We start from the raw sequence: 26,928 nt of genomic DNA, 5'->3' as shown, positions 1-26,928 counted from the left end.
GAGCCCGGAGCGCTGCCGACGCAGCATGCGCTGTATTCGCACGCGCAGGCGACGATCGCGCTGTGCGAGCTGGCGGCGATGACCGGCGACGAAACGCTCGCGGGGCCGGCGCGGCGGGCGGTGGCCTATGCGGTGGCGGCGCAGGGGCCCGATGGCGGGTGGCGATACGAGCCGGGGCGCGACGGCGACATGTCGGTGAGCGGGTGGTACATGATGGCGCTGGTCAGCGCGACCGCGGCGGGAATCGAGGTGCCCCGCGACACGTTCGACCGCCTCGCCGGATTCGTCGACGGCGTCGCGGTCGACGGGGGATCGCGCTACGGCTACCGGCGCGAGATCGAGTCGAAACCGGCGTCGCCGGTGACGGCGGCGGTCACGGCGGAGGGGCTGTTGTGCCGGCTGTACTTGGCGTGGAAGCCGGACGACCCGCGCGTGACGGCCGGACTCGAACGTCTGCTGGCAGAGCGCCGGCTCGACTTCGGCGGCGGCGACAAGGATGTCTACGCCTGGTACTACCTCACGCAGGTCGCCCACCATGCCGGCGGCACCGCCTGGGACCGCTGGAATGCCGACCTCCGCGAGGTCCTGCCGCGCGAGCAGGTGCAGCGCGGCAAGGAGGCGGGGAGCTGGGATCCGGCGCTCGATCGCTGGGGCCACATCGGCGGGCGGCTGTTCGTGACGAGCCTGTGCACTTGCATGCTCGAGGTCTACTACCGCCACCTGCCGCTCCACGAGCGGGCCATGGCCGACGGGCCGTGAGCCGGGGCGTTTCGGTCGAAGCCGTCAGCCGCCGACCTGCCCGCCCCACTGGCGGATCGCCTCGTAGATCACCACCGCGGCGGCACTCGACAGGTTGAGACTCCGCACCTGGGGGCGCGAGGGGATCGTGAGGAGCGTGGCGGCATGGGCCGCCTGGAGGCTCTGCGGTAGCCCCGACGACTCGCTGCCGAAGACGAGCACGTCGCCGCGCGAATAGCTCGCCGTCGTGTAGGTCGTGGTCGCGCGCGCGGAGAACAGCCAGCGCGTCCCCGCGCCGGCGGCGGCGAGGGCCGGGACGAGCGTGTCCCACGAATCGACCGCCTCCCACTCCAGCTCCTCCCAGTAGTCGAGTCCGGCGCGGCGGAGGTAGTAGTCGTCGAGCTTGAACCCGAGCGGGCGCACGAGCCACAGCTTGGCCCCGACGGCCACGCAGGTCCGGCCGATGTTGCCGGTGTTGGGGGGGATCTCGGGCTCGTGGAGGACGACGTGGAGACAGGGAGCGTAGCGCATCGGTCGTTCGCCGCCGGTCGCGGGTCTGCTATCGTTTGAGGAAGGACGGATCGGGATCGCGACAGAGTCTGCCGGGAGGGACAACGGTGGAGAAGATCAAGCGGAATCCGACGCGGGGAGTGCGGATCGGCCGGATCACGATCGGCGCCGGCCACCCGATCGCCCCCCAGAGCATGACGGCCACCCACACCGCCGACATCGCCGCCACGCTCGAGCAGGCCAACGCGCTGCATGCCGCCGGCGCCGGGGTCGTGCGGATCGCCGTCGACAGCAAGAAGGACGCCGCCGCGCTCCCCGCGATCCGCGCCGGCACCCCGGCCAACCTCGCCATCGACCTCCAGGAGAATTACCGGCTCGCCGCCGATGTCGCCCCCCACGTCGACAAGCTCCGCTACAACCCCGGCCATCTCTACCACCACGAGACGACCAAACCCTGGCAGGAGAAGGTGAAGTTCATCGCCGGGGTCGCCGGCGACAACGACTGCGCCCTGCGCGTCGGGGTCAACTGTGGCAGTGTCGATCCGGCGAAGAAGGCGCTGTTCGACGATCACGACTCGCTCGGGCCGATGCTCGCCAGCGCGCTCGAGCACTGCGCGCTGCTCGACAGCATCGGCTTCACGCGCTACGCGGTGTCGCTCAAGGATTCCGACCCGGCGAAGGTCATCGAGGTCAACCGCCACTTCGCCGCCGAACGCCCCGACGTGCCGCTCCACCTGGGCGTCACCGAGGCCGGGATGCCCCCCGACGGGATCATCAAGACGCGGATCGCCTTCGAGCAGTTGATCTCGCGCGGGATCGGCGACACGGTGCGCGTCTCGTTGACCGTGCCCAATGCCGACAAGCCGCAGGAGATCGCCGCCGCCAACGCGATCCTCGCCGACATCGCCGCGGGGCGCGTGCGGAGCGTGGTCGACTACGGTCTGTCGTCGCTCAACATCATCTCCTGCCCGAGCTGCTCGCGGGTCGAGAACGAGGCGTTCATCGAACTGGCCAAGCAGGTCAAGGAGATGACGGCCTACGCCGTCGACCACGCGATCACGATCGCGGTGATGGGCTGCCGTGTGAACGGTCCGGGCGAGACCGACGACGCCGACCTCGGCCTGTGGTGCGGGCCGACGCACGTCAATCTCAAGCGGCGGAGCGAGGAGCTCGGTGCGTTTCCCTACGACGCGATCCTGCCGCGGCTCAAGGAAGAGCTCGACCGGCTCATCGACAGGCGCGCCGCCACGACGCACGCCTGACTGCGGTGTGGGGCCGTTCCATGGGTCCGTCCGGCAGCGCCGGGCGGAGGCCTGCGTTTCGCGCTGCGTGGTGGCCGCGCTCACCAGGCGAGGCTCGGAGGGAAGTAGCGGCCGATCAGGTCTTCGTAGTAGGGCCGTAGCGCCGCGACGTCCATCCGCTGGTCGCGCTTCGTGTACAGGTCGAACTGGTTGAAATCGCGCACCCAGCGGAGCAGGGCGCGGTCGCCGTCGGTGAGGAACCGCGCGTAGGCCCCTTCGCGGTGGATCGGGTAGCAGGAGTGCCAGCGGATCATCGCCAGCGCCGGCGTGGGGAGGTAGGGCTTGACGACGTGGTAGAGGTATTCGTCGTGGCCCCAGGAGAGGAGGACCGCGTCGAGCCCGCAGCCCTCCGAGTAGATGCCCAGTTCCGTCTGGTATTCCGGTCGGGCCGAGTCGGGGTTGGCGGCGAAGAACTCGGGAAACACGATCGCCTCGGAGAACCGGCAGCCGACCGGGAAGGTGTCGCCGACCACGGCCCACTGTGGCTCGCCCCAGATGCAGAGGATCTTGCCGAGGTCGTGGACGAGGCCGGCGAGGACATACCAGTCGGGGCGGCCGGTGGCGCGGACCGCCTCGGCGGTCTGGAGGAGGTGTTCGATCTGCGGGAGGTCGAGGTCGGGATCGCTGTCGTCGACGAGCTGGTTGAGGTACTCCATCGCCTCCCAGATCCCCATCCGCATCTTGCCGCGGCCGAGGTATTCTCCGCGCTTGGCGCGGACGAAGTCGACCGTCTGGTGACGGTGGTTGAGCTCGTAGAACCGGCGCACGCTCGCCCGCGCGCCGGCGGCGTAGTCGCGAAACGCGGCGCCTGGCTTGGCGGCGACCGCACCGGACGGCTCCGGGTAGCGGCGCAGGAGGTCCTCCTCCCATTCGTCGAGACTGCCGAGGGGGCGAGCGTCGTCCATGGCGCGGGGTTCCGGAGGGGGCGAGGGCCCGAGCGACCCGGGGCCACCATGATGGCGTCTCGGGCGATCGTTCCCAAGAGCGGTCGCGGGTGAGCGTTGCCGGGGTCCGCTGGCGGGGCGGCGGCGGGCGCTGGTATCGTCGGACCCATGACCCAACTTCCGATCGTCGAGCAGCAGGCAGGGGCAGGGACGCTCGCCGCCGGCCCCGCCGGCGCCCCCGGGCCCGCGCGCGGCACCTACGCGATCGTCAGCCTCGGCTGCCCCAAGAACCTCGTCGACACCGAGCGGATGCTCGGGCTGCTCCGCGACGACGGCTGGCGGCTGGTCGCGGAGCCGCGTGGAGCCGACCTCGTCGTCGTCAACACCTGCGCGTTCCTCGAGGCGTCGCGCCAGGAGTCGTACGGCGTGATCCGCGAGATGGTGGATCTCAAGCGCGGCGGCGGCACGCGCGGCGTGGTCGTGGCCGGCTGCCTCGCCGAGCGGCAGCGCGAGGCGCTCCTCGACGAGGTGCCGGGAGTGGACGCCGTGATCGGCGTCTTCTCGCGCGACGAGATCGCGCGCACCGCCGACCGGCTCGTGGGCGGCCTTGGCGAGCAGCGGAGCGTGTTCCGGCCGGCGCCGGCCCGGGCCCTCGACGACTCCAACCGGCTCCGCGTCACGCCGCGGCATGTCGCCTACCTGAAGATCTCCGAGGGCTGCGACCGGACCTGCACGTTCTGCTCGATCCCGCGGATGCGCGGCAAGCATGCCAGCAAGCCGATCGAGGCGGTCGTCCGCGAGGCGGAGGAGCTGGCCGCCGACGGCGTCAAGGAGCTGGTGATCGTCGCCCAGGACACGACCTTCTACGGCATCGACATCGACGGCCAGCCACGCCTCGCCGAGCTGCTCGGGGCCCTCGAGGGGGTCGCCGGGATCGAGTGGATCCGGCTGATGTACCTGTACCCGATCCATTTCACGCCGGCGCTCGTCGACCGGATCGCGGCCAGCTCCCGGATCCTCCCCTACCTCGACCTGCCGCTCCAGCATGCCGCCGACCCGGTGCTCAAGCGGATGCAGCGGCGCGTCACGAAGGGCGCCATCGAGGACCTGCTCGGTGCCCTCCGAGCGCGAATCCCGGACCTCGTCCTCCGGACGACGTTCATCACCGGGTTTCCCGGCGAGACGCGCGGGCAATTCGAGGAGTTGTTGGCGTTCGTCGAGCGCTGGCGGTTCGAGCGGCTCGGCGTGTTTCCCTACTCGCTCGAGGCCGACACGCCGTCGGCGAAGCTCGATGGCCACCTCCCCGAGGCGGAGAAGCTGGCGCGGCGCGACGAACTGATGGCGCTGCAGCGCTCGATCGCCCACGACCATGCCGGCCGGCAGGTGGGGCGGACGCTCGACGTGATCGTCGACGGCCCGTCGGGCCAGCGCGACGACGTCTGGATCGGACGCTCGAAGGGAGACGCCCCCGACATCGATTGCACGGTCTACGTGACGGCCCCGGGAAGCTCGCCGCGCCGGCCGCTCACGGGGCGGATCCTGCCGGTCGAGATCGTCGCCTCCTCCGGCTACGACCTCGCCGGCATCCCCGCCGACGGCTGAGCCGCCATGCCGTCGTCGCCCCCGCCGCCGGACGATCTCGACCGCGTCTGGACGGTTCCCAACCTCCTCTCCGCCGCGCGGCTCGTGGCGTCGCTGGCGCTGTTCGCGGTCATCGAGGCGGGGATGGCGGGAGCGGCGTTCTGGCTGTTCGTCGTCACCGCCGCGACCGACTGGGTCGACGGCTGGTGGGCGCGGACGTTCCACCAGGTGAGCCGGCTGGGGCGGATCGCCGATCCGCTCGTCGACAAGGTGCTCGTCTGCGGGGTGTGGATCCTGCTCGCCGGGCGCGACGGCTCGGCGATCGCCCCGTGGATGGCGGTCGTGGTCGTGGTCCGCGAGCTGCTCGTCACCGCCCTCCGCGCCGAACTGGAGCGCTCGGGGCACGATTTCTCCGCCGGCTGGTCGGGAAAGGCGAAGATGCTGCTGCAGTGCCTGGCCGCGGCGGCCGAACTGGCGCGGCGGATGGGGCCGGCGGCCTGGGGTGGTTTCGATCCGACGGCCCTCGCGACGATCGCCGTCTGGGCGGCGGTGGTGGCGACGATCTGGTCGGGGGGCGAGTACCTGGCGCGGGCGGCGACGGTGCTCATGCCGCGGCGCGGGCCCTGACAGCACGGAGCGACGGGCGCCGGCGCCCGCCACGGATTGGTCATGCAGCAGCTCGAACAACCTCTCGACCAAGCGGGTTCGCCGGTCGTCGCCGGCCTCTGGGTCGCCGCGGCGCTGGCGAGCCTCGTCGTCGGCTGGGCGCTGGCGGCGCGGCTCCGTCGCGGTCTGCCGCTCCTCGCGGCGCGGATCGCGCCACCGGCGCGGTGGAGCGGCGTTGACGTGGCGGCGGTGTTCGCCACGGTGATCGTCACCCAGGTGCTCGCCGCCGCGGTCGTGCCCGAAGACGCGCCGCTGTCGTCGCGCTTGGCGGCGAGCATCGTCGGGATGACGGTGGCGGCGCTGGTCGGCTTGTGGCACCTGCGCTCGCGCGGGGCGACGTGGGACGAGCTGGGGATGACGGTGGCCGACTGGCGGCACGACCTGCGGCTCGCCGTGATCGGCTTGGGGCTGGTGTTGTGGCCGCTGCTGGCGCTGGCCACGCTCCTCGACCGGATCCAGCCCTATGCCCACCCGATCATCGACTACGTCTCCACCCATCGAGATCCCGCGGCGATCGCGCTGGTGATCCTGTCGGCAGTGGTCGTCGCCCCGCTGGTCGAGGAGTTTCTCTTCCGCCGGGTGTTGCAGGGCTGGCTCGTCGAGCGCTTCGGCGGTGATGCCGGGGCGGCGATCTGCCTCCAGGCGCTGGCCTTCGGCCTCGCCCATGCCGGGCAGGGACTGGCGCCGGTGCCGCTGGCACTGTTCGGGATGGTGTTGGGGGGGATCGTGTTCCGCACCGGTTCGCTTCTGCCGGCCGTCGTCCTGCACGGGCTGTTCAACGCCGCCAGCATCGCTCTGGTCCTCGCCGGTGGCGGGCCGGTCAAGGGCTGACTGTCCGTGGACAAAGCCCAATGAGGCCGTGTCCACTCAGGCGACCGTGGCAAACGCCGCGGGTTTCACGATGGAGAGCGGCAGCCCGGTGGACCGCGCCGGCGCGGCAGGCTGATCTGGTCCCGCCGGGGCTGTTGTGACGACAATCCCCCCGTCGTCCCCCCCGGAGCCCGGCCGTGTCGGCCCCCGCCACCCCCCGCCGCAGCCTCGCCACCCGCTGCCTCGACCGCCTGGTGTATGCGGCGGTACGGGTCGTGATCTGCGTCGTCCAGGCGCTGCCGCGCGACGTCTGCCAGCGCGCCGCGGTGGGGATCGCCGCGGTGCTCGCAGCGCGGGTCCCGATCCGCCGCGCGGTCGTCGAGGAAAACCTCGAGACGGCCTTTCCCGCGCTCGACGCCGCCGGCCGCCGGACGATCACCAGGCAGATGTGGGAGCACCTCCTGCTGATGGTCGTGGAGATCGCCCACGCGCCGCGCGTGATCCAGAAGACCACCTGGCGGCGCCACCTGCGGATCCCCGACATGGAGACGATCGTGCGGGTGCTGTGGAGCGAGCGTCCGAAGGTGATCCTCGGCGGCCACTTCGGCAACTTCGAGCTGGCCGCGTACCTGTTCGGCGTGTTCGGGCTGCGGATCTTCTCGGTGGCCCGCGAGCTCGACAACCCGCTCCTCGACCGGTTCGTGACGGCGTTCCGCGAGTCGCGCGGGCAGGTGATCCTGCCGAAGAAGGGGAGCGCACCCGACGTGGCGCTGGCCCTCGAGGAGAATGGCGTTATCGGCCTGCTCGGCGATCAGGCGGCGGGGCCGAAGGGGTGCTGGGTCGAGTTCTTCGGCCGGCCGGCAAGCGTCCACAAGGCGATCGGACTGTTCGCGCTCTCCGCCGAGGCGCCGGTGCTCGTCTGCTCGGCGACGCGGCGCCGCGGCCTGTTCGACTACGACCTGCGTGTCGAGGGAATCGCCGATCCCCGCGACGCGACTCCCGAGGTCGCCAGCCTCCACGCGCTGTCGCAGTGGTACACGAGCCTCCTCGAGGTCTCGATCCGCCGCGCACCGGGCCAGTATTGGTGGGTCCACCGCCGATGGCGGGGACGGTCGTCGCAGGCTACAGTGGCGACAAGCGGGGTGGCTCCCGCCCTGCCCACGACGACGACGGCCTGAGGTGGCCCCGCGTCGCTGACCCCGGGCCGGGCTCCGCCGCGGGGCACCCGGTGGAGCGGTCGAGACGTGAGCGACTGGATCGACATCGCCGCCGCCGCCGACTGCCCCCCCGGGGAGGTCGTCGAGTGCGTCGCGGGCGGCCGGATCGTGGCGCTGGCCAATGTCGACGGGCAGTGGTCGGCGATCGACGGGCTCTGCCCGCACCAGGGAGGCCCGCTCGGCCGGGGGCGGCTGTGCAACGGCGTGATCACCTGCCCGTGGCACGGCTGGCAGTTCGACGCGGTCAGCGGCCGCCACCGCCTCTCGGCGACCGTCCGGCAGGCCGTCCACGACGTCCGTGAGGAGGCCGGGCGGATCCTCGTGCGCCTCGTGCCCGCGTCGGGGGATCACGCGGCGTGATCGAGTACCGCTGCTTCCGCAACGACGATCCTCCGCGCCTCGCCGACGTGTGGCGCGACGCCGAGCTCGGTCCCGGTGCCCTGCAGCCGATGACGAGCGAATTGATCGAGGGGGCGGTCCTCGCCAAGCCGTGGTTCGACCCGGCCGGGTTGGTGCTGGCGTTCGACGGCCCGCGGGCTGTCGGCTTCGCCCACGCCGGGTTCGGCCCGACCGCCGATGGGCGGAACCTCGACCGCGGCCTCGGGATCGTGTTTCTCGTCGCGGTGGTGCCGCACGCCCGCAAGGAGGGCATCGCCGACGAGCTGCTCGGCCACTGCGAGGCGTATCTCCGCCGCAACGGCGCGCGGCGGCTGCAGGGGGGCGGCACAGGCGCGCAGCGCGCCTTCTACCTCGGCCTCTACGGTGGCGCCGATCTGCCGGGGATCCTCGAATCGAGCCCCGCGCTGACCGGCGTCTTCGGCCGCGGCGGCTACCACGTCGCCGATCGGATCGCCGCCGTCGGCCGCCGCCTCACCGGCTACCGCCCCCAGGTGAGCCGCACGCAGCTGGCGCTGCGCCGCTCGATGCTCCTGCGGGCGATCGACGAGCCGCCGCACCGGCATTGGTGGGAGGCGGCGACCACCGTCGGGCTCCCGCTGCGCCGCTACGAGCTGGTCGGCGCCGACGGGATGGTGGCCGCCAGCGCGACGTTCTGGGACCGTCACGGACTGGCGGGCTGTGCTCCGGGGCTGCGCTGGGGGCTGCTCGGCGTCGCCGTGCCGGAAACGCTTCGGCGCCGCGGCCTCGGGCACCACGTGCTCGGCGAGGCGCTGTTCGACCTCGCGCAGGAGGGGGCGGAGATGGTCGAAGGACAGGCGCACGAAGCCGATCCCGGAGGCTGCGCGCTGTACACGAAGCTCGGGTTCGCACCGCTGGCGCTGGGGCTGGTGTACGCCAAGACGGTGTCCGACGCGTGACAGCCCGGGGAAAAAGTCATCGGCCGCTGGATGCGGCCGCTGGCGACCCGGGAAACCCTCGGCGGTTCCCGCGGTCGCCTGAGTGGACAAAGGCCAGGGAGGGCTTTGTCCACGGACAGGTGAGCCGCGCCGTTGCCGTTCAGGGTTCGACCGGAGCGTTGTCGGCGCCGGCGGCGAGCGTCGCGAGGTGCTGGCGGAGGTTCTCGGCGCAGGCCAGCGGCGAGCCCTCGACGTGCGTCAGCCGGGCTGCCAGCGGCGCGGTCGAGCCGTCACGGCGCAGGTCGGTGAGGTAATCCTGGAGCAGGCAACGCCGGGCGGGGGTCGAGTGGAGGAGCCAGTGGACCCACGCCCACGCCTCGGCGTAGTCGTCCTGCGACATCTCGCCGGGATCGGCGAGCGGCTCGAGCCGGGCCAGGTCGATCGCCAGCGTGCCCTCGGCGCGGCGGCCGGCGAGGTGGGTGAGGTGCTCGCGGTGGACCCCCTGGGCGCCGCGCGGGAGCTCGAAGTACTCGGCGATCCCCTCGTCGAGCCACAGTGGGATCGTGGGAACGACTGCGTGGAGGTAGCCGTGCGTCGTCTCGTGGCGGAGATCCTCGGCGATCCGGTCCTGCCAGGCGGCGAACACCGACAGCGTCGTGTCGGTCTCGACGAAGAACGCGCGCCGCACGGGGAAGCCCGGGAAGCGGCGGGCGGCGAATTCGTCGTACCGCGTCGGCGTGCCGAACAGGTAGAGATGGACCGGTTCGTCGGAGACGGGCAACGACAGCGTCTGGCTGACGTCGGCGCGGAGCGATTCGAGGTCGCGGATCAGGCGGTGCTGGCCCGCGAGAGGAAAGTCGGCGTGGACGACCAATTGACCTGCCATCACCAGCGTCCGGTCGGGCAGCCCCTCGCCGCCGTGCCAGGCGAGGGGGTCGGCGAGACTCGTCGTCTCGAGGACGACGGTGTCCCACGCCGGCGGCGATCCGAGGTGGGCGCAGCCGGCGACGACCAGCGCGCCGAGCAACGGCACGCGGATCGCGCTCCGCGGCAGTGCCCGTCGGGGACGCGGTCCGAAGGCCGCGGAGCGGGGAAGCTGGTGGGGCATGGCCGGTCGCCGGGGCTGTGGGGGGCCGGATGCTAGCCGGGGCGCCACGCCCCTCCAAGGTCAGCCCGGCGCCGCACCGCGGGCAGTGATCCATCCCAGCGTGCCGGCGACCGTCTCGGCCGCGACGACCCGGGGTAGGACGGCCGCCGCACCCGCCTCCAGCGCCAGGCGCACGCCGTCGCCCCGTGGAAACGACTCGAGGACGACGACGTCACGGCGGCCATCGGCGGTGAGGAGGCGCAACCAGGAACAACATTCCTCCCCGACCCCCCCGGCATCCCAGATCACCGGCCCCGGGCACCCGGGATGGGGGCGCGGCGTGTCGAGTGGTTGCGGGGCGAATCCGGCGGCGTCGAGCAGGTCGCAGAGCTGTTCCCGCGACGTCCCGGGGGCCGCGACGGCGACCGGCCTGCGCGCCGTGGCCGGGCGCTTTGGGGCGACGAGCCAGCGTTCGTCGCGGCGGCTCGTCGCCGGAAGCCAACCGGCGGGGCGTGCCGCGCCGCTGGCCCAGCCCCAGACGCGGCCGGGGAGCTCGACCCACGGCACCTCCTCGATCCCGGCGAGGGAATCGCCGCTCCGCCTGCTCCCCTCGGCGAGGCTCGTCGTCACCGCCACCAGCGGCACCAGCGGCAGGCTGGCCGCCACGGCCGTCATGTCCGCCACCGACCACAGTCCCGGCCGGGGAAATGCAGCCAGCGCCACCCAGGGCCGCGGCAGTGCCGGCGGGTGCCGCTGCCCGGCCCCGGTCCGGAACCACTGCTCGGGACCGGGAGCGTCGACGACGGGGAGAATCGTCTCCAGCCAGGCGTGGGCCAGCTCCAGCTCCACCCCGGCGATGGCGCCGAGCCACAGCGCGAAGCGCGCGGGGGGCGACGGTGGGCTCGGCAGGACGGGCAAGGCCGGTGGCTCCGGAAGGCGTGGCGGCCGCGGCGGAGTTGAACGCCGCGACACTACCCCGCCGCGCGACACACCGGCAAGCGCCACGCGAGTCGACATTGACCCGGTGCCGCGCCTCCCGACAATGCGGGAGCCGGTGCATCAGGCTCGTCCAAGGAGGGACGGCCGTCGCGGCGGTGGCGAGCGCACGGAGGCGACGATGGCGGGCAACGAGGGGATCGACGCGCGCCGCGACGACGGGTTCGTCCGGCGGATGGTGAGGCTCAACGACGTCCTCCCGCGCTGCCGTTTCGTCGGCGGGCGCGACATTCCCGCCCGCGGGTGCCACGACCGTGCCGGCGACTGCGGCCCGGGCGACGTGTATGTCGTCAGGACGACGGCCGACGGCGAAGGGGGCGAGGGGCTCGCCGAAGCCGTCGCCCGGGGCGCCGTCGGGATCGTCAGCGAACGGATGGTGCCTGCGTACGGCGCGCCGGTGTGCCTCGTGGCCAACGCCGACGAGGCGATGGCCCGCATCTGCCACGCCCTCGCCGGTGCGCCGGCCGACGCGATGCACCTGATCGCCGTCGCCGGCAGCGCCGGGAAGACGACCACCGCCTGGCTGACCGCCGGGATCCTCGCCGAGGCCGGCGTCCGCGTCGGGGTGATCTCCGACCTCGGCTGTCTCGAGCCCGACGCCGCCGGCCCGTCGCCCGTCCGGCTCACCGACCCCAGTGCGGTGGCGGGCTGCCTGGCGCGGCTCCACGAAGCCGGCTGCACCCATGTCGTCGTCGAGGTCTCGGCGGCGATGCTCGCGCGGCGCGTCCTCGCCGGGATCCGCTGCGCCACGGCGGTCGTCACCAACGTCGTGCCGCCGCGGCCGCGGCGGCGCGGCGCCGCACCACCGCTCGAGGCGCGGCTTCTCGACATCCTCGTGCCCGACGGCGACCTCGTCGTCTGCCACGACGACGCCGGCGCGCGGCGGCTGGTCGCCCGGTGGCTGGCGCGCGGCGGTGCCGCGCCGATCCGCGTCGGCCTCCGGGGAGATGGCGGCCGGCTTGCCCTGTGGGCGAGCCCGGTCGAACGCCAGCTCGGTGGGCAGACGTTCCTCCTCCAGTCGGCCGACGAGGTCGCGCCGGTGGCGGTCGCCACGCCCGTCCAGGCTTTCGTCTGCGATGCCCTGCTGGCCGCGGCGGTCGGCCGCCGCCTCGGCATCGCCTTGAGCGACGTCGTCCGCGGGCTCGAGTCGATCGGGAGCGTCGCCGGCCGTGTCGAGCGGATCGACCGCGGCCAGGACGGCCACGTGTTCATCGACCAGCCGAGCAGCCGCCACGCGCTGGTCGCGACGCTCGCCAGCCTCCGCCGCCTGACTGCCGGACGGCTCGTGGTCCTCGCCGAGCGCGGCCTGGCCCGCCGGCTCGCGCCGCGCCGGTTCCGCGCGCTGGTGGCGCGCTGGTCCGACGAGACCGTGGTCGTGCCCGACGGGATCCTGGCCGACGATCCTTCGCCGTCGGTGATCGCGGCCTACGCGCGCGTCGACCGCTTGCTGGCCGGGATCCGCCGGCGCGACTGTGTCGTCGTCCTCGGCCGGGGCTTCGACCCCGGCCGCGGTCCCGGCGGAGGCGACGACGGCGAGCCGCACCTCGGCCTGGCCTCGCTCGTCGCCGGCTGGTTCGCACTGGCGGCCGATCCCACCGCGCGCCGCGCGGCCTGACGACGAGGCGGCTTGCCGAGCCGGCGGGCCGACGGCGACAATCGCCGTCATCGGGCGCCGAGCGTCGCGTCAACCGTTCGAGGATCATCCCATGACATCGCCGTCGGTGCCGGCCGCCGGGCCAGCCACCGCCACGCCGTTCGACGACCTCGGGATCGCGGTCGGGGCCGGAGAGCCGTTGGCGGTCCACACCTGGCTCGGTGTCGGCGGAGCCGCCCGCTATTTCTGCGAACCGGTCGATCGCGAGGCGCTGGCGCGGCTGGTGCGCCGTGCGACCGAGCTCGGCCTGCCCGTGCGGGTGATCGGCGGCGGTTCCAACGTGCTCGTCCCCGACGCCGGCTTTCCCGGGCTGGTGGTCCGGCTTTCCGCCCCCGGGTTCTGCGCGATCGCGATCGACGACGGGGGAAGCGGCCGGATCGAAGCCGGTGCCGGCGCGAAGCTCGTCCATCTCGTGACCGCCGCGGTCCAGGCGGGGCTCGCCGGGCTGGAGACGCTCGTGGCGGTTCCGGGCACGGTCGGCGGGGCATTGGTCGGCAACGCCGGGGCGCGCGGCGGCGACATCGGTGATCGCGTCCGCGCCGTCACGGTGATGCAGGCCGACGGCTCGGTCGAGGAACGCGAGGGGGCGCGGCTGGCGTTCGGGTCGCGGTGGAGCAACCTCGACGACGGCATCGTCCTCGGCTGCCGGTTGGAACTCGACGTCGAGGATCCCGATCAGCTCACCAAGCGGATGCAGAAGCAGTGGATCGTCGAGCGCGCCGGGCAGCCCTCGGGGACGCGGAGCGTGGCGCTGTTGTTCAAGGATCCGCTCGGCGCGAGCGCCGAGTCGATCATCGCCCAGGCCGGTTGCCGGGGAATGCGCGTCGGCGGCGCGAGCATCCACGGGACCCACGCCAACTACGTCACGGTCCAGGCCGGCGCCAGTTCCGACGACGTCCGCGCCCTGGTCGAAATGGTCCGGACCCAGGTCCGGCAGCGCCTCGGCGTCGAATTGGCGCCACAGATCGAGTCGTGGTGACGGCGGCGGGCACGCTCCCGCCTGCCGCCCGTTCCGCCCCAGCCCCGAGGGCTTCGTCCATGCCTCCCTGGCGTCCGCCGTCGGCAGCCGAGAGCGACGACGGCCAGCCCGCGGGCGGGGATCCGCGCCGGCCGCTCGTCGTCGCCGGTGTGATCCTCGCCGCCGCGCTCGCCGCCGGCGCCCTGGCGTGGTGGCGCTTCGGCGACCGGGTGCGCTGGGGCGAGGACCAGCTCCTCCATCCCGGCGACGTCGTCGTCGAGGGGCTCGCCCCCTGGATCCGCGCCGACGTCCGCGCCGAGGCGCTGCGGATGGCGAGCCTCGACCATGGCGTGCCGGTGGACGACGCGCGGCTGCCGACGCTCCTCGCCCGGGCCTTCGACATGCACCCCTGGATCCGTGAGGTGAGTCGCGTCGAGGTCAGCCATCCGCCGGCCGCCGTCGTCACGGTCGTCTGCCGCGAGCCGGTGGCGATGGTCCGCATTCCCGGCGGGCTGCTGGCGATCGACGCCGACGGCGTGTTCCTCCCGAGCGCCGATTTCACCGCCGAGTCGGCCGCCGCCTACCCCCGCGTGACCGGTATGACGACCAGCCCGCAGGGACCCGAGGGATCGCGCTGGGGCGATCCCTCGGTCGACGAGGCGGCGGCGCTGGTGAGCGCCGTCGGCCCGCAGTGGCAGGCGCTCGACCTCGTCGAGTGCCGCCCGGCACCCGGACCGCACGGCCGCTGGGATCTCGTCGATCGGCAGGGGGGCGTGATCCGGTTCGGCAGCGCTCCGGGCCGGGAGCAGCCCGGCGAACCGTCGGCGGCGCTGAAGATCGCCAGGCTCAAGGCAGGGGTCACGCCCGGGACGGCGGCCGAGCCCCTCGACCTCGGCGCCCTCCGTGCCGCCGGGAGCTGACGGCCGCGACGGTCAGTCGATGTCGAGCACGAGGCGGCGCAGCGCCTGGAACTGCGGATGTTCGGCGGAGCGGGCCCACTCGAAGACCACCGCCTCGCTCGTCACCGGCACCGCCCCCGCACCTTCGAGACGGCGCAGGCCGACCTCGTGGTCGATCGCGCGGCGCGAGGCGAGTGCGTCGACGACGATGAACACCGCGAACCCGTCGGCGAGCAGATCGAGCGCGGTCTGCGCGACGCAGACGTGCGTCTCGAAGCCGCATAGCACGATCCCCTCGACCGCCCCGCGGGCCGCGGCGGCCGCCGCCACCGCATCGCGCACCTCGGCGGCAGCGCTGAAGGTGAGCTTCGCCACCGCCGGCGGGAGCACGTCGGCCAGTTCCGCCGGCGTCGGGCCGAGCCCCTTGGGGTATTGCTCGGTGAGCACCGCAGGCACGCCGAGGAGGCCCGCTGCCCGGACGACGCGCTCGGTGCGGCGTGCGGCCGCCGGCCCGCCGGGGAGCGCCGGGAGGAGACGCTGCTGGATGTCGATCACGCCGAGCAGCGACGTGGCGGGATCGAGCCGCATGGGGAAGACGTCCTGAAGAGAAAGGGACAGCCTCGTTGTGATTCTACCAGGGCCCGGCGGCAGGCCACCGGGTACCGCCCAGTGGATGCCGAGCCGAGCGGCGTTGCCGAGCCGGCGGGGAATCGGCTATGCAATGGCGGGCGTGAGGCCGCAGAGGCGCGGTCGTCCAGCGGGGCCGCACGACGAGTGGAGCGATGGGCCGACGACTGTCCGTGACGACGCGACCGCTCGACGCCCACCGTCTGGTGGTCGGCGACATCGTCCGGCTGTCACGCCGCGTGCCGACCTTTCCCGTCGACCGGGTGATGGTGCTCGGGGAGGTCGACAGGCTGCGGCGCCGGGCCGTTCCCCGGATCGGGTGGACCGCGCTGTTGGTGAAGGGGTTCGCCCTCGTCGCCCGCGACCGGCCGGCACTGCGGAGCTGGTACGTGCCGCGGCGCTGGCTGACGCCCTGGCGCCGGCCCTGCTGGGCCACCAGCCCGATCTCCGTGGCCTCGATCGCCGTCAGCCGGCCGCGCGGCCCCGACACCCCGGCCGCGGTTGCGGCCCTCGACCCGGAATCGCTGTGGTGGGCGCGGATCGCCTCCCCGGACGCGATGCCATTGCCGGCGCTGCAGGCCGAGATCACGCGGCATGCCGAGGGCCCGGAGGAGGAGATGTTCCCGCGGCAGCGGCAGCTCCTCCTCCTTCCCACCTGGCTGCGGCGGGTCGTGCTCCGCGCCAACGTCGGTTCCCCGGGCGGCAAGCGTCCGCTTCGTCTCGGCACGTTCAGCATCTCGATGCTCGCCGGCGAGGGATGTGCCAACCGCCATCACCCGTCGTTCCTCACCACGAGCCTGACGGCGACCCCGCTCGACGACGCCGGTCGCTCGGTGGTCACGATCCTCGCCGATCACCGGATCCTCGACGGCGTCCCGGTGGCCCGAACGCTGGCCGCGCTCGAGGTGGCGCTCCACGGGCCACTGGCCGCCGAGCTGGCGGCACTCGCGCCCCGGCCGCAACACGCCGACGCGGGGCGCGGCTGACGCGGTTCAGCGCCCGCTGCCGGGAGCGCATGCGGCCGCCGCCGCCGCGTGGCGTGGCCCCATCGCGCGGATCGTGAGCTTCCGTGTCCACTCCGAGAGGATCTCGATCGCGACCTCGAGGCGGTCGGCGGGGAGGGCAGGTCCGACGCGGTCGGCCCACTCGACGCACACCCACGCAGCCCCTCTCGTGGCGTCGTCCCAGCCGATCTCGGCCAGATCCTCCGGCCCGGCAAGGCGGTGGAGGTCGGCGTGGACGATCTGCCTCACCGGGCAGCCGGCGGGAAGCGGGAGGACGTGGATCAGGCCGTACGTCGGGCTGACGACGAGGTCTGGATCGAGCCCGCTCGCCGCAGCCAGTCCCTTGACGAACCGCGTCTTGCCGGCGCCCAGATCGCCGTGCAGGGCGATGAACGCCGGCACGGGGAGGGCCGTCGCGAGCCGGCGCGTGACGGCGTCGAGCTCGGCCTCGCTGCCGACCACGAGGTCGGCACGCGCCTCAGCCGCCGAATGCATGGAGGAATCCCCGGGGCTCGAGCGGGGCGAGCCGGCCGTCGGCGCCACGGGCCTGCAGGCCCGCGGCGGCGGTGACGGTGCCGATCGCGGTCAGAGGCGTCGGAAATGGCCGGTCGGCGGCGAGCAGATCGTCGGCAGCCGCGGCGGGAAGCGCGAGCAGCAACTCGAAATCCTCGCCATCGGCGAGGGCATGGTCGAGCGGCGGCGTGGTGTCGCGAGCGCCGAGGCGAACGGCGTCGGCATGGATCGGGACCGCGGCGAGGTCGACGACGGCGCCGCACCCGCTGGCGGCCAGCAGCCGTGACAGGTCGAGCGACAGGCCGTCGCTGACGTCGATTGCGGCGTGGACGGGGAACCGTTCGGCGATCCACGCCGCCTCGGCGAGGCGTGGCCGGACGTCGAGGTGGCGGCCGAGGATGCTGCCGCCGAACGCTCCGGTGGCCACGATCCGGTCGCCGGGGCGCGCCCCGGCGCGCCGCCAGGCCCGGCCCGGGGCGACGCTGCCGATGACCGTGACGCTGACCACGAGACCGCCGTCCCAGGCGTTGGTATCGCCGCCGGCGAGGGCGACGTCGTGCTCGCGCGCCAGCGCGGCGACACCGTCGGCCAGCTCGCGTGCGATCGCCGCGCCGCCGCGTGGCAGACAAACGGCGACGACGGCCGCTTCGGGGCGGGCTGCCATCGCCGCCAGGTCGCTGAGGCCCACGGCCAGCGCCTTGCGCCCCACCTGCCGTGGGCTGCAGTCATCGCCGAGGAGAAAATCGACTCCCTCGGTGAGCATGTCGACGCTGACGACGGTCCGGCGCCCGGCAGGGGGGCGGATCACGGCAGCATCGTCGCCGGGGCCGATCTCGAGGCGCGGATCGGCGGGCAGCCGCGGCAGCAGCCAGTCGAGAAAATCCTGCTCCACGGTCGGTGTCCTTCGAGCGACGCGATGTCGCGGCCCGAGGATTGTAGCGTGGCAGTGCCGCGGGCCCCGGGGGGGCGAAAGACAGCTGAAAGCTACCGCAGCATCGTGTCGCTGGTGAGGTGGCCGAAGAGCGTCTCGCGGCCACGGAGGACGTAGAACTTCAATTGGCCGAGGTTGTCCTCACGCGCTTTCTCGAGCACGTACAGGACGTTGTCGACCGTGATCGTCTCCCAGACGTGGAGGCCGACGAGGATGTCGCCCACGCGGATCCCCTGATCGGCCGCCGGGCCGCCGTCGCGGACGTCGGTCACGAGCAACCCACCCCGGTAGCGTGACTGGAGCTTTTGCACCCGGCCCGAGGGCTGGAATTCGACCTTGAGGCCGAGCTCGTTCCAGCAGCGCTCCTCCTTGGAGAGCACGCGCGGACGCGCCGCCCCGAGGGCGAGGTCGATCCGGGTCTCGGCGCCGCCGCGGCCGACCGTGACCGGAACCGTCTCGCCCGGGCGGTGGCCAAGGAGGGCCCGCTCGACGTCGAGCGGCGTGGTCACCGGCATGTCACCGATCCGGCGGATCACGTCACCGGTGACGATTCCCGCGCCGGCCGCAGGACTCTCCGGCTGCAGGCCCGCGACGAGGACCCCCTCGCTGCCGCAGCTCCTGGTGACCAATCCGTGCCAGGTGCGGTCGAGGCGCTCGGTCGACAGCAGTTCCGTGATGACCTCCAGCGCCCGGTCGACGGGGATCGCGAATCCGATCCCCTGGGCGCCCGCCCGGACGGCGACGTTGATCCCCACCATCTCGCCGTCGATGTTGAGGAGCGGTCCGCCGGAGTTGCCCGGGTTGATGCTGGCGTCGGTCTGGATCAGGTCGTCGTACCGCTGCGTGCGGTTGACTTCGACGCTGCGGTGGAGGGCCGAGATGATGCCGCGCGTGACCGTGTGCTCGTAGCCGTAGGCGTTGCCGAGGGCGAGCACCGTTTCACCGATCATCAGGTCGGCCGACGTCCCCATCGGGATCACCGGGAACGGCCCGCCGTCGGCGGGGATCTTGATCACCGCCAGGTCGGTCCGCGGGTCGTGCGACACCAGCGTCGCGGTCGTCGTCCGCCCCGAGGCGAGCGTCACCTCGATGCGGCGCACCCCCTCGACGACGTGGTAATTGGTGGCGACGTACCCCCGGGCATCGATGACCACCCCGGTGCCCATGCCGTTGACGCGGCGGAGCTCGGCGGTGGCATCGTCCTCCGAACCGGGCACGAGCTTCTGGCCGTGGATGTTGACGACGGAATCGCGGGTCGCCTCGATCGCCCGGACGATCGCCGTGCGGCGTGTCTCGGTTGCCCGAGCGGGGACCGCGGACAGGGCCAGTGCCGCCACGACCCCAAGCACGACCACTCGCTGCATGACGCGCCGACTCCCCGCCCGGACTGCACCTGCGAACTGTCGGCCTTCGTGCCGCGCCGGAGCGATGCGACCGACACCAGGGTTGATCGGTCGCCCTGGCTTCGCGAATTCCCCCGGGTTCCGCCGGCCCGCACAGCTTCCCCGGCTTCCACCCCGGCTGCGGGCGGGTCAGGGATCGCGACGGCGGGGGGAGTCGGGCCCCCGGGGCGTGCGTCCGTCGTCGGGGCCGACGAGGAGGGGGATCACCTGGAGGGCGAGGAACGCCCCGAGGATCGCCAGCAGCGCGGCGGGCCAGACGGCGACGACCCGCTCGAGGAGATCCCAGCCGGCGGCACGGGCGATGCCGGCCAGGAGCGTGGCGACGATCACCACCAGCAGGCCGAGGAGCACCAGCCCGCACCCGACCGAAGCCATCATGCCCTTGAACGTGCCGAGGTCGGTGTATTCCTCCTGGTGGAGGTCGATGGCACGGCCGCGCGCGAGGCTCCGCGGCACCGTCTCGGCCAACTCGATCGCCCGGGCGGCATCGTCCCAGGTCGCGGCCGCGATCGTGGCACCGTCGGCCCCGGTGTCCGCGGCGTCGCGGCCGGGCGGCGCACTTGCAGCGCGTGCGGCGACCGCGCGCTCCACGTCGGCAAGGATCACCGCACCCCGATCGAGCGATAGCGCCGCGCCGCCGTCGAGCCGGCAGTCGGCCGACGCGCCGTCGGGAATCTCGAGGAGGTGTTCTCCAGCCGACCCGACCAGGCGAATCGTGAGCCCCTCGGGGGCGCCTCGCGACGCCTGCCAGCGGACGGGCAGCGACGCCGGTCCGGAGAGGCCGATGGCGATGTTCGTCCACAGGCCGTCGTCCGGCCCGGGTCCCCCGTCGCCGCCGCCGAGGGTCGTGAGCCTCCGCGGCCCGCCGGCGATCGCGCGGATCAGATCGGCGTCGCGGGCGAACGCCCGGAGCACTGCGTCGCGCCCCCGGGCGGCGAGGCGCCGCTCGAAAAGCAGCGTCTCTGGCGTGCCGATCTCCCCGGCCCCGGCCAGGGATGCCTCGAGCAGCGCCCGGAGGCGGCCGACGAGGGGATGGCGCCGGTCCGGAAGGAACGGGATCAGGACGGCCCCCGTGTCCTGGCGGATCATGTCGAGCTCGTAGGCCCAGACCATCGACAAATCGGGCGGGTGGGAAACGACGAGCGTCCGCCCTTCCTGGACGAGCGCCCGCACCGCGTCGGCGCGGCCGTCGTGCCAGCCGTCGGTGCCGACGAGGACGGCGTCGCAGGCGGCCGGATCGAGGAGCGCGTCCCACGGCGTCGCCCGCCCGCCGCCGAGCGCCGCGGCCAGGGAGGGGTCGATGTCGCAGACCGGCCCGAGCGCATGGCCAGCCGCGGGTGCCGCATCGAGCAGCCACCCGACGCGGCGATCATGACCCAAAAGCCCGAGGTGCATCGTTGCAATTGTTTCCCGCAGCGGGGAAAGTGACCAGTGGCCCCGGTGGACCCGGGGGTGCCGGCGGCGGGATCGGGGTGCCATGCGAGCTGACGTGATCGCGATCGGCGACGAGTTGACCACCGGTCAACGCCTCGACACCAACAGCCAGTGGATCGCGCGGGAGGCGGGGTTCCTCGGGATCGCCGTCGGCTTTCATACGACCGTCCCCGACGACCTCGGCGACGGCGTCCGCGCGCTGCGTGAAGCCGCCGGTCGGGCCGATCTGGTGTTCGTCACGGGCGGCCTCGGGCCGACCGCCGACGACCTGACCCGCGACGTCCTCGCAGCCGTCGCCGGGGAGCCGCTCGAGGAGCGGGCCGAGGCGCTCGAGGCGATCGCGGCCAGGTTCGCCAAGCGCGGCGTCGCGATGGCCGAATCGAATCGGCGTCAGGCGCTGTTTCCCCGCGGCAGCCGCCTGATCCCGAATCCCGAGGGCACGGCGCCGGGGCTCGACGTCGATCTCGGCACGGCGGGCCGATCCTGCCGGGTGTTCGCCCTGCCGGGGGTGCCGGCGGAGATGAAGCGGATGTGGCGCGACACCGTCGTGCCGGCACTCGTCGCCGCCACCGGGGGGGGCACGATGGTCTTTCGCCGCATCAAGTGCTTCGGCCGCGGTGAGAGCGCCATCGAGGCGCTGCTCCCCGATCTCGTCGCCCGGGGACGCGATCCGCTCGTCGGGATCACGGCCCACGCCGCGACGATCACGCTGCGGATCGCCGCCCGCGGTGCCGACGAGGCCGCATGCCGGGCCCGGATCGCCCCTACCGAGCGGATCATCCGCGAGTGCCTCGGCGGGCTCGTGTTCGGCGTCGAGGACGACGAGGTCGAGGACGCGGCGTTGGCGGCCCTCGCCGAGGCCGGCGGCGCGCTGGTGACCGTCGAGGGGGGCACCTGCGGGGCGCTCGCCGAGGCGGCCGCCGCCGCCGGGGCGCGGCGCGGCGACGGACTGTTTCGCGGCGCCGAGGTCCTGCCGGCGACGACGGCCATCGACGCGCTCGTCGCCGCCGCCGCGGCGGGGCGACGGCAGCGCGGCGCCAGCCACGCGCTGGTCGTCGGACCGGTGGACCGGGACGAGGGCAGCGACACCGTCGAGATCGTGCTTCTTGGGCCGGGAGACGAACGGCGGAAGCGCCACCGCCTCGGCGGTGACTCGACGATCCGGCTGTCGTGGACGGCGCGGACGGCACTCGATCTGGTGCGGACCACGCTTGCAGCGGGGGCCGCCGGGCTGCCGCCGGGGCCGGCCGGAGGAGCGCGATGACGCCACGCCCCCCCGCCGCACCGGGACTGGAGGCGCTGCGCACCCCGTTGCTCGTGCTCGCGCTGGTCGCCGTCCTCGTGCTCCTCTGCTGGCCGTCGTTCGTCGGGCGGATCCAATACGCCCGGACGCGCGAGGAGCTGGCGGCGATCCGCGATGCCGCCGCCGGGGCGGAGCTGGCTCCGGTCGGAAAGCTGTTCACGTCGCTGGCCAGGCTCGTCGGGCCGGCGGTGGTCAACGTCACCGGCAGCCGCCCGGTGCACCTCGTCGCCGACGAGGTCGGCGCGCTGTGGGGCCCGCGCACGCAGCTTGCCGAGGACGAGTCGAGCGCGTCGGGTGTGATCGTCGAAGCCGACGGCGTGGTGATCACCAATTACCACGTCGTCGCCCAGGCGACGGCGATCGAGGTCCGTCTCGCCGACGGCCGGCGCTTCGACGCCGAATTGGTCGGCGCCGATCCGGCGACCGATCTGGCCGTGCTCCGGATCGAGGCCGAGGGGCTGCCGACCGCGGCATGGGGCGACAGCGACCGCCTCGAGGTCGGCGAGATGGTGTGGGCGATCGGCAATCCGTTCGGGCTCGACAGGACGCTGACCTACGGCATCATCAGTGCCACCGGCCGCCGCGGAGTCCTCGACGACCCGCGGCAGGAGTTCCTCCAGACCGATGCCGCCGTCAACCGGGGCAGCTCCGGGGGGCCGCTGGTCAACGTCCACGCCGAGATCGTCGGCATCAACACCGCGATCGTCGGCGCCGATTTCCAGGGGATCGCGTTCGCGATCCCCGGCAACACGGCCCGGAACGTGTGCCGCGCGATCCTCGATGGCGGTCCGGTGGAGCGTGGATTCCTCGGCGTGCAACTCAACGATCCCGCCGACGACGAGCAGGGAGGGGCGCTCGTCGTGGCGGTCGACGAGCAGTCGCCCGCGGCGGCGGCCGGGATCCGGCGCGGTGACGTGATCCTCGTCTTCGACGGCAAGCCGGTCGCGGACAAGCGGACGCTGTTCCTCCTCGCCGCGCGGGCCCCGGTCGGCACCGCGGTGCCGGTGCAACTCGTGCGCGACGGCCAGCGGGTGCGGATCGATGTCCCGATCGGCCGGCGCCCCGCCGAGAAGCCCCGCTGATCCCTCAGCCGGCCGCGGGAGGCTCACCGCCGGCCGGCGATGGGTCGTCGAGGAACTTGGTGAAGTTGAATTCGTCGTCGGCCGGCTTCGCCGCCGCGGTCGCGCCGCCGGCGAGCTTGGCCACACGCGGGCGCTCGGTCGCCCGGCCCTGGGGGCGGGCGCGGAGCCGGGCCGCGACACCGGCGAGCCACTCACCGGCCGGGAACGCGTAGGGGCGGAACTTCTCCAGCGTCCCCGTCTCCTCGTGGATGAACAGGGCGCGTTGCGGCCCGAGCTTGCTGGCCAACGGGCTGTCGACCAACTGGCTCGAGTCGGAAGCGCTCATCTGGAACAGGACGCGGAGCTCGAACTCCTTCAGCGCCCCGCGCTCGAACGTCCGCATCAGGTTGGTGAGCGAATCGCACCACACCAGCGTGTGGATCCCGACGGTCGGCCCGTCCTTGAGGACGGTGTTGAAGTTCTGCGCGGGGCCCGCCTTCTGGTCACCGCCGAACGAGAAGCCGAAGTCGCCGTCGCTCTTGCGCAGCTCGCGGTACCGGGCGAGGTCGCGGACGACGACGAAGATCGCTTCGCCGTCGAGGACCTGCTCGTCGAGCCGGCGCTTGACCTCGGCGGCGAGGCCGGCGAAGGCGTCGGCGACACCGAGCACCGTCACCGCCTCGACGTCGTGGGGGAGGTTGGTGGCCAGCGCGCGGAGGAGGAGGTCGGGTTTCTCGTCGGCGACCGGCGGCTCGATGAGCACGAACCGCGCGGTCCGGCCGAGCTGCCCCCCGGGGAGCGGATCGTGGGCCGCCGCGAGGCTCATCAGCGACATTCCCAGGAGGCTGACGGCGAGGTCCTCGCGCTGGCCGACGACGAGCAGGTTGGCTCCCCCCTGGCGCCGGAGGAGCGCTGCGGTCGGATCCTTGATCGCGATCGCGTCGCCGAGCCAGGCCACCGGCGCGATCTGGGGCCGGCCACCGACGGTGCCCTTGTCGAGCAGCTCGGCGAGCTGGGAGTTGCCGGCCGGGTCGGCGGCCTGGTTGCCGTCGAACACGAGCCGCGGGAGCGCGGGGATGTCGCTGCGGCGGTCGGCCAGCTGCCGCAGCGCCGACAGGTAGCGCTCGCGGCGCTCGTCGCCGAGCCACACCACCTGGAAGGGGTTGTTGCCGGCGAGCATGCCATTGGCGTCGTTGTAGATCGCCTCGCCGGGGCGGGTGAGGAGCCGGGCGGCGGAATTGTCTTCGGAGAGGATCAGGCTGCTGTCGGCCTCGTTGCACTGCAGCGCGATCCGCACCGCCATTTGCCCCATCGTCGCCCGCGGCAGGCTGTACGAGCCGCCGAGCGTCTGCGATCCGAGCAGCACGTGCATTCCGAACGCCCGCCCCTGGCGGACGAGCCGGTCGAGGATCAGCGAGGCATCCTGGGCGAGCTTGTCGTCCTCGATGAACAACTCCTGGAACTCGTCGATGATCAGCAGCACGCGCGGCATCGGGTCGGGATTGCCGGTGGCACGGAACCCGGCGAGGTCCTGGACGGCGAGGTCGCGGAACAGGTCGCCGCGGCGCTTCAGCTCGCGGTCGAGCTGCTCGAGCACCGAGAGGCCGAACTCGCGCTCGCTCTCGATCGCGATCACGCGCGCATGCGGGAGGCGGTAGTGGTCGTAGACCTTGAACTCGACTCCCTTCTTGAAGTCGATGAGGTAGAACTGCACCTCGTTCGGGCTGTAGGTCAGCGCCAGGTTGGTGATCAGGGCGTGCATCATCGTCGACTTGCCGGAGCCCGTCTTGCCGGCGATGAGGACGTGCTGGCTCGTCCCCTTGCCGAGCTTCATGTGCTGCATCTTCTTGGCCCCGGCCGGGCCGAGCGGGACGTCGATCTCGCGCGCCGTGCTGCCGGTCCACCACGCCTCCTCGGGGGGCGCGACGCGGTCGAACGGCACCTCGACGCGCTTGGCCGCCTTGGCGGCCCGGCCGATCCGCTGGACGATCTCGGTGAACACGTCGTCGGGGGGTGCCGACTCCACCGTCAGGGGCCACTTCGAGAACTCGGCGTCGTTCCAGGTGAAGCGCCCGTCCTCGAGGCGCAGCACCGTGGCGTACTGCTCGATGTCCGACATGCTGAAATTGGCCGGCAACGGCTGCTTGGTGTCGACCGAGACGATCGTCGCCACGCCGCAGCGGGCGCCGCTGGAGGCGATGCTCGCCAGGCGCCGGGCACTCGTCTCGGTGAAGTTGGCGGGGAAATTGGCGACGACGACGAACCGGTAGGGCTCCGGCACCTCGGCATCGGCGTTGTAGTGGGCAATCGAGTCGTATTCGTTGCGCAGGTACTTCTGGATCACCAGCTCCATGTGCTCGGTGATGTCGGCGAGGCGCTGCTCGATCTGCGTCGGCTCGGTCCAGATCCGGCTCGTGACCAGCAGCTCGTCGTGGTCGGCGAGGTGCATGAACCCGGCGAAGTGCTTGCCGAGGCCGAGCGGGTCGATGATCGTGAACCTCGTCTGGCCGGCCGGGACGCCGGCCGCGATCCTCAGGGTGAGGGCCTGGAGGAAGGCCCCGGCCGGCTCACGCTGGTCGGCGGTGGTCTTGACCACCAGCGACGAGCCGTCGGGGAAGGGGACGAGCGCCGGCTGCGTCCACGCCACCGGGCCGAAGGCGTTGAGCTCGGGCCGGACCGAGACGCCGCCGGGCACGCGCTCGAGCGACAGGTCGAGCCGGCCGAAGCGCAGCCCGGGCGGAGCGTCGTGTGGCAGCGGAACCGATCCGTCGGCGAGCGCCGACCACTCCGGGAAGGCGGCCGTGTCGATGGCGCCAGCGGCGGCGTAGACGGCATCGGCGTCGACCCGGGCCTGCCGCCACTGCGCCGTCATGGCGGCGGTCCGGTCGGCGAGTTTCTTCTCGGCGGCCGCCAACCGGCCGTCGCGCGCCTGTTCGAGGCGGGCCACCTCGGCGGCGAGCGCCTCCTCCAGCGCCGCGACCTTCGCCGGGTAGCGCGTATCGGCATCGGCCCGGCCACCGGTCGAGCGCGACTCGATCGTCGTCGTCGCCGCCTTGACCTTCTCGCCGAGGTCAGCGAGTTGGGCGTCGCGCTTCGCGGTCAGGTCGGCAATCGCCTTGGCAGCCCGTGACTCGAGATCGGCGAGTTGCTTCCGCGCGCTCGCCTCGAGGGCCCGGGCCTGCTCGTCGCGCCGCAGCGGCAGCCACTCCCGGGCGGCGGGGAGCAGGGCGCGGCCACGGGCGACGTCGCGCTCGACGGCCCCCCACAGCTCGAGGGCCCTCTGGGCGGCATCCTTCTTCAACCCACCGAACATCGTCTTCGCGGCGGCCAGCCCGAGAAGGTCCTTCGTCCGCGAAATCACGCCGGCGTGGAGCGACTCGATCTCGGAGAGGATCCCGTCGCGCTCGGGGACGGGCCGGTCGTCGGGACCGGCCGCCGCGGGCTTCACGCCGCAGCCCGTGAGGAACTCCTTCCCTTTCGCGAACGCCTCGTCGAGTTGGGCGGCGATCCGTTGGAGATCCTGCTCGGTCTTGGCGAACAGCTTCGCCGGATCGCCACGCTTCTCCTTGTAGACCTCCTTCACCGAGGCCTGCTCGAACTCGTGATCCTCCTTGATCTTCGTCGTCTGTTCCTGCCAGGCGCGCTCGACGGCCGCGACCTTCGCGCGGCGCTGCTCGTCGATCTTCTTCGAGTCGGCCTCCCCCTGGGCGGCGAGGCGGGCCGTGATATCGGCGTATTCGTTCTTCGTGGCGGCGATCGCGCGGCGGTGCTTCTCGGTCGTGGCGGCGATCGCGGCCGTCGCCTCGTCGCGCGCCGCCGTCGTCTCACGCTCGTGTTCGGCGACGATCTCGTGCTCGAGCTTGGCACGCCGGGCGGCAGCGTCACGGAGCGCCTGGATCGCTCCTCGCAGGCGTGCCTGGTCGTAGGCCGTGGGGGCCGTGGTGGGGGCGCTTCCCGATGCCGGCGCGGCGGCCGCGGATGGCGTCGTGTCGGTCGGAGTGGCGGCGGTCTCGGTGGACATGGCGTGCTCCTGTGCCGCGCCGGATGCCGTCGCCC

Annotated in this window: 22 protein-coding genes; 13 read left to right on the top strand and 9 right to left on the bottom strand. The window is 73.1% G+C overall.

Annotated elements, in window-relative coordinates; translation table 11 throughout:
- Positions 1 to 783: 783 nt before the first annotated feature.
- Positions 784 to 1,269, bottom strand: coding sequence for a tRNA (cytidine(34)-2'-O)-methyltransferase (locus FJ309_12220; GenBank protein MBM3955362.1), 486 nt, complete (start codon positions 1,267 to 1,269; stop codon positions 784 to 786).
- Between the two features lie 86 nt (positions 1,270 to 1,355).
- Here FJ309_12220 and FJ309_12215 point away from each other — a divergent pair, with 86 nt between their 5' ends.
- Positions 1,356 to 2,510, top strand: a complete 1,155-nt coding sequence (locus FJ309_12215; protein ID MBM3955361.1) for a flavodoxin-dependent (E)-4-hydroxy-3-methylbut-2-enyl-diphosphate synthase — start codon at positions 1,356 to 1,358, stop codon at positions 2,508 to 2,510.
- 80 nt (positions 2,511 to 2,590) lie between these two features.
- Here the strand turns inward: FJ309_12215 and FJ309_12210 are convergent, their stop codons facing one another.
- Positions 2,591 to 3,454 (bottom strand): inositol oxygenase, encoded by an 864-nt coding sequence (locus FJ309_12210; protein MBM3955360.1) that lies wholly within the window; start codon positions 3,452 to 3,454, stop codon positions 2,591 to 2,593.
- Positions 3,455 to 3,601: 147 nt separating this feature from the next.
- Here FJ309_12210 and rimO point away from each other — a divergent pair, with 147 nt between their 5' ends.
- The 6 genes from rimO to FJ309_12180 all read left to right on the top strand — a co-directional run bounded on the left by rimO (position 3,602) and on the right by FJ309_12180 (position 9,023).
- Positions 3,602 to 5,035, top strand: coding sequence for a 30S ribosomal protein S12 methylthiotransferase RimO (gene rimO / locus FJ309_12205; GenBank protein ID MBM3955359.1), 1,434 nt, complete (start codon positions 3,602 to 3,604; stop codon positions 5,033 to 5,035).
- A 6-nt stretch (positions 5,036 to 5,041) separates the two neighbouring features.
- On the top strand, positions 5,042 to 5,641 hold the full coding sequence (gene pgsA / locus FJ309_12200; GenBank protein ID MBM3955358.1) for a CDP-diacylglycerol--glycerol-3-phosphate 3-phosphatidyltransferase: 600 nt from the start codon (positions 5,042 to 5,044) through the stop codon (positions 5,639 to 5,641).
- Positions 5,642 to 5,683: 42 nt separating this feature from the next.
- Positions 5,684 to 6,511, top strand: coding sequence for a CPBP family intramembrane metalloprotease (locus FJ309_12195; GenBank protein MBM3955357.1), 828 nt, complete (start codon positions 5,684 to 5,686; stop codon positions 6,509 to 6,511).
- A gap of 176 nt (positions 6,512 to 6,687) precedes the next feature.
- Positions 6,688 to 7,668 carry a lipid A biosynthesis acyltransferase gene (locus FJ309_12190; protein ID MBM3955356.1) on the top strand — a complete coding sequence of 327 codons (981 nt, stop codon included), beginning with the start codon at positions 6,688 to 6,690 and terminating at the stop codon, positions 7,666 to 7,668.
- A 15-nt stretch (positions 7,669 to 7,683) separates the two neighbouring features.
- Positions 7,684 to 8,067, top strand: a complete 384-nt coding sequence (locus FJ309_12185; GenBank protein MBM3955355.1) for a Rieske 2Fe-2S domain-containing protein — start codon at positions 7,684 to 7,686, stop codon at positions 8,065 to 8,067.
- Positions 8,064 to 9,023: a GNAT family N-acetyltransferase gene (locus tag FJ309_12180; protein MBM3955354.1), complete on the top strand. Its 960-nt coding sequence runs from the start codon at positions 8,064 to 8,066 to the stop codon at positions 9,021 to 9,023. Before FJ309_12185 ends, FJ309_12180 begins: the two co-directional genes overlap by 4 nt.
- A 139-nt stretch (positions 9,024 to 9,162) precedes the next feature.
- Here the strand turns inward: FJ309_12180 and FJ309_12175 are convergent, their stop codons facing one another.
- Positions 9,163 to 10,110, bottom strand: coding sequence for a hypothetical protein (locus FJ309_12175; protein ID MBM3955353.1), 948 nt, complete (start codon positions 10,108 to 10,110; stop codon positions 9,163 to 9,165).
- On the opposite strand from FJ309_12175, the gene FJ309_12170 reads away from it, so the two are divergent.
- The 3 genes from FJ309_12170 to FJ309_12160 all read left to right on the top strand — a co-directional run bounded on the left by FJ309_12170 (position 10,109) and on the right by FJ309_12160 (position 14,617).
- A complete protein-coding gene (locus FJ309_12170; protein ID MBM3955352.1) occupies positions 10,109 to 12,700 on the top strand; it encodes a hypothetical protein in 2,592 nt (863 codons plus the stop codon). The genes FJ309_12175 and FJ309_12170 overlap by 2 nt on opposite strands.
- 91 nt (positions 12,701 to 12,791) lie before the next feature.
- Positions 12,792 to 13,718 carry a UDP-N-acetylmuramate dehydrogenase gene (gene murB / locus FJ309_12165; GenBank protein MBM3955351.1) on the top strand — a complete coding sequence of 309 codons (927 nt, stop codon included), beginning with the start codon at positions 12,792 to 12,794 and terminating at the stop codon, positions 13,716 to 13,718.
- Between the two features lie 59 nt (positions 13,719 to 13,777).
- Positions 13,778 to 14,617: a hypothetical protein gene (locus FJ309_12160; protein MBM3955350.1), complete on the top strand. Its 840-nt coding sequence runs from the start codon at positions 13,778 to 13,780 to the stop codon at positions 14,615 to 14,617.
- A 12-nt stretch (positions 14,618 to 14,629) separates the two neighbouring features.
- On the opposite strand, the gene FJ309_12155 is transcribed toward FJ309_12160, so the two are convergent.
- Entirely contained in the window at positions 14,630 to 15,184 is a 555-nt protein-coding gene (locus tag FJ309_12155) for an isochorismatase family protein (protein MBM3955349.1), read from the bottom strand.
- Positions 15,185 to 15,396: 212 nt separating this feature from the next.
- Between FJ309_12155 and FJ309_12150 the strand changes: the two genes are divergently transcribed.
- Positions 15,397 to 16,209, top strand: a complete 813-nt coding sequence (locus FJ309_12150; protein ID MBM3955348.1) for a hypothetical protein — start codon at positions 15,397 to 15,399, stop codon at positions 16,207 to 16,209.
- Between the two features lie 6 nt (positions 16,210 to 16,215).
- Here the strand turns inward: FJ309_12150 and tsaE are convergent, their stop codons facing one another.
- From tsaE to FJ309_12130, 4 genes are all read right to left on the bottom strand, one after another.
- Entirely contained in the window at positions 16,216 to 16,722 is a 507-nt protein-coding gene (gene tsaE / locus FJ309_12145; protein ID MBM3955347.1) for a tRNA (adenosine(37)-N6)-threonylcarbamoyltransferase complex ATPase subunit type 1 TsaE, read from the bottom strand.
- Entirely contained in the window at positions 16,706 to 17,632 is a 927-nt protein-coding gene (locus FJ309_12140) for a thiamine-monophosphate kinase (GenBank protein ID MBM3955346.1), read from the bottom strand. The genes tsaE and FJ309_12140 overlap by 17 nt, the downstream gene beginning before the upstream one ends.
- 92 nt (positions 17,633 to 17,724) lie before the next feature.
- Complete coding sequence (locus tag FJ309_12135; protein ID MBM3955345.1) at positions 17,725 to 19,035, bottom strand: PDZ domain-containing protein; 1,311 nt, start codon at positions 19,033 to 19,035, stop codon at positions 17,725 to 17,727.
- A gap of 168 nt (positions 19,036 to 19,203) precedes the next feature.
- Complete coding sequence (locus FJ309_12130; GenBank protein MBM3955344.1) at positions 19,204 to 20,469, bottom strand: hypothetical protein; 1,266 nt, start codon at positions 20,467 to 20,469, stop codon at positions 19,204 to 19,206.
- An 82-nt stretch (positions 20,470 to 20,551) separates the two neighbouring features.
- On the opposite strand from FJ309_12130, the gene FJ309_12125 reads away from it, so the two are divergent.
- Positions 20,552 to 21,772, top strand: coding sequence for a competence/damage-inducible protein A (locus FJ309_12125; protein MBM3955343.1), 1,221 nt, complete (start codon positions 20,552 to 20,554; stop codon positions 21,770 to 21,772).
- On the top strand, positions 21,769 to 22,893 hold the full coding sequence (locus FJ309_12120; GenBank protein ID MBM3955342.1) for a PDZ domain-containing protein: 1,125 nt from the start codon (positions 21,769 to 21,771) through the stop codon (positions 22,891 to 22,893). The genes FJ309_12125 and FJ309_12120 overlap by 4 nt, the downstream gene beginning before the upstream one ends.
- Before the next feature lie 4 nt (positions 22,894 to 22,897).
- Here FJ309_12120 and FJ309_12115 read toward each other — a convergent pair whose 3' ends face one another.
- Positions 22,898 to 26,893 (bottom strand): cell division protein FtsK, encoded by a 3,996-nt coding sequence (locus FJ309_12115; protein ID MBM3955341.1) that lies wholly within the window; start codon positions 26,891 to 26,893, stop codon positions 22,898 to 22,900.
- Positions 26,894 to 26,928 lie beyond the last annotated feature (35 nt).

This window comes from Planctomycetota bacterium (assembly GCA_016872555.1).
In the GTDB taxonomy this organism is placed as follows: Bacteria; Planctomycetota; Planctomycetia; order Pirellulales; family UBA1268; genus F1-20-MAGs016.
The sequence above is the reverse complement of the archived record's forward strand: the minus strand, read 5'-3'. Positions and strand labels throughout refer to the sequence as shown.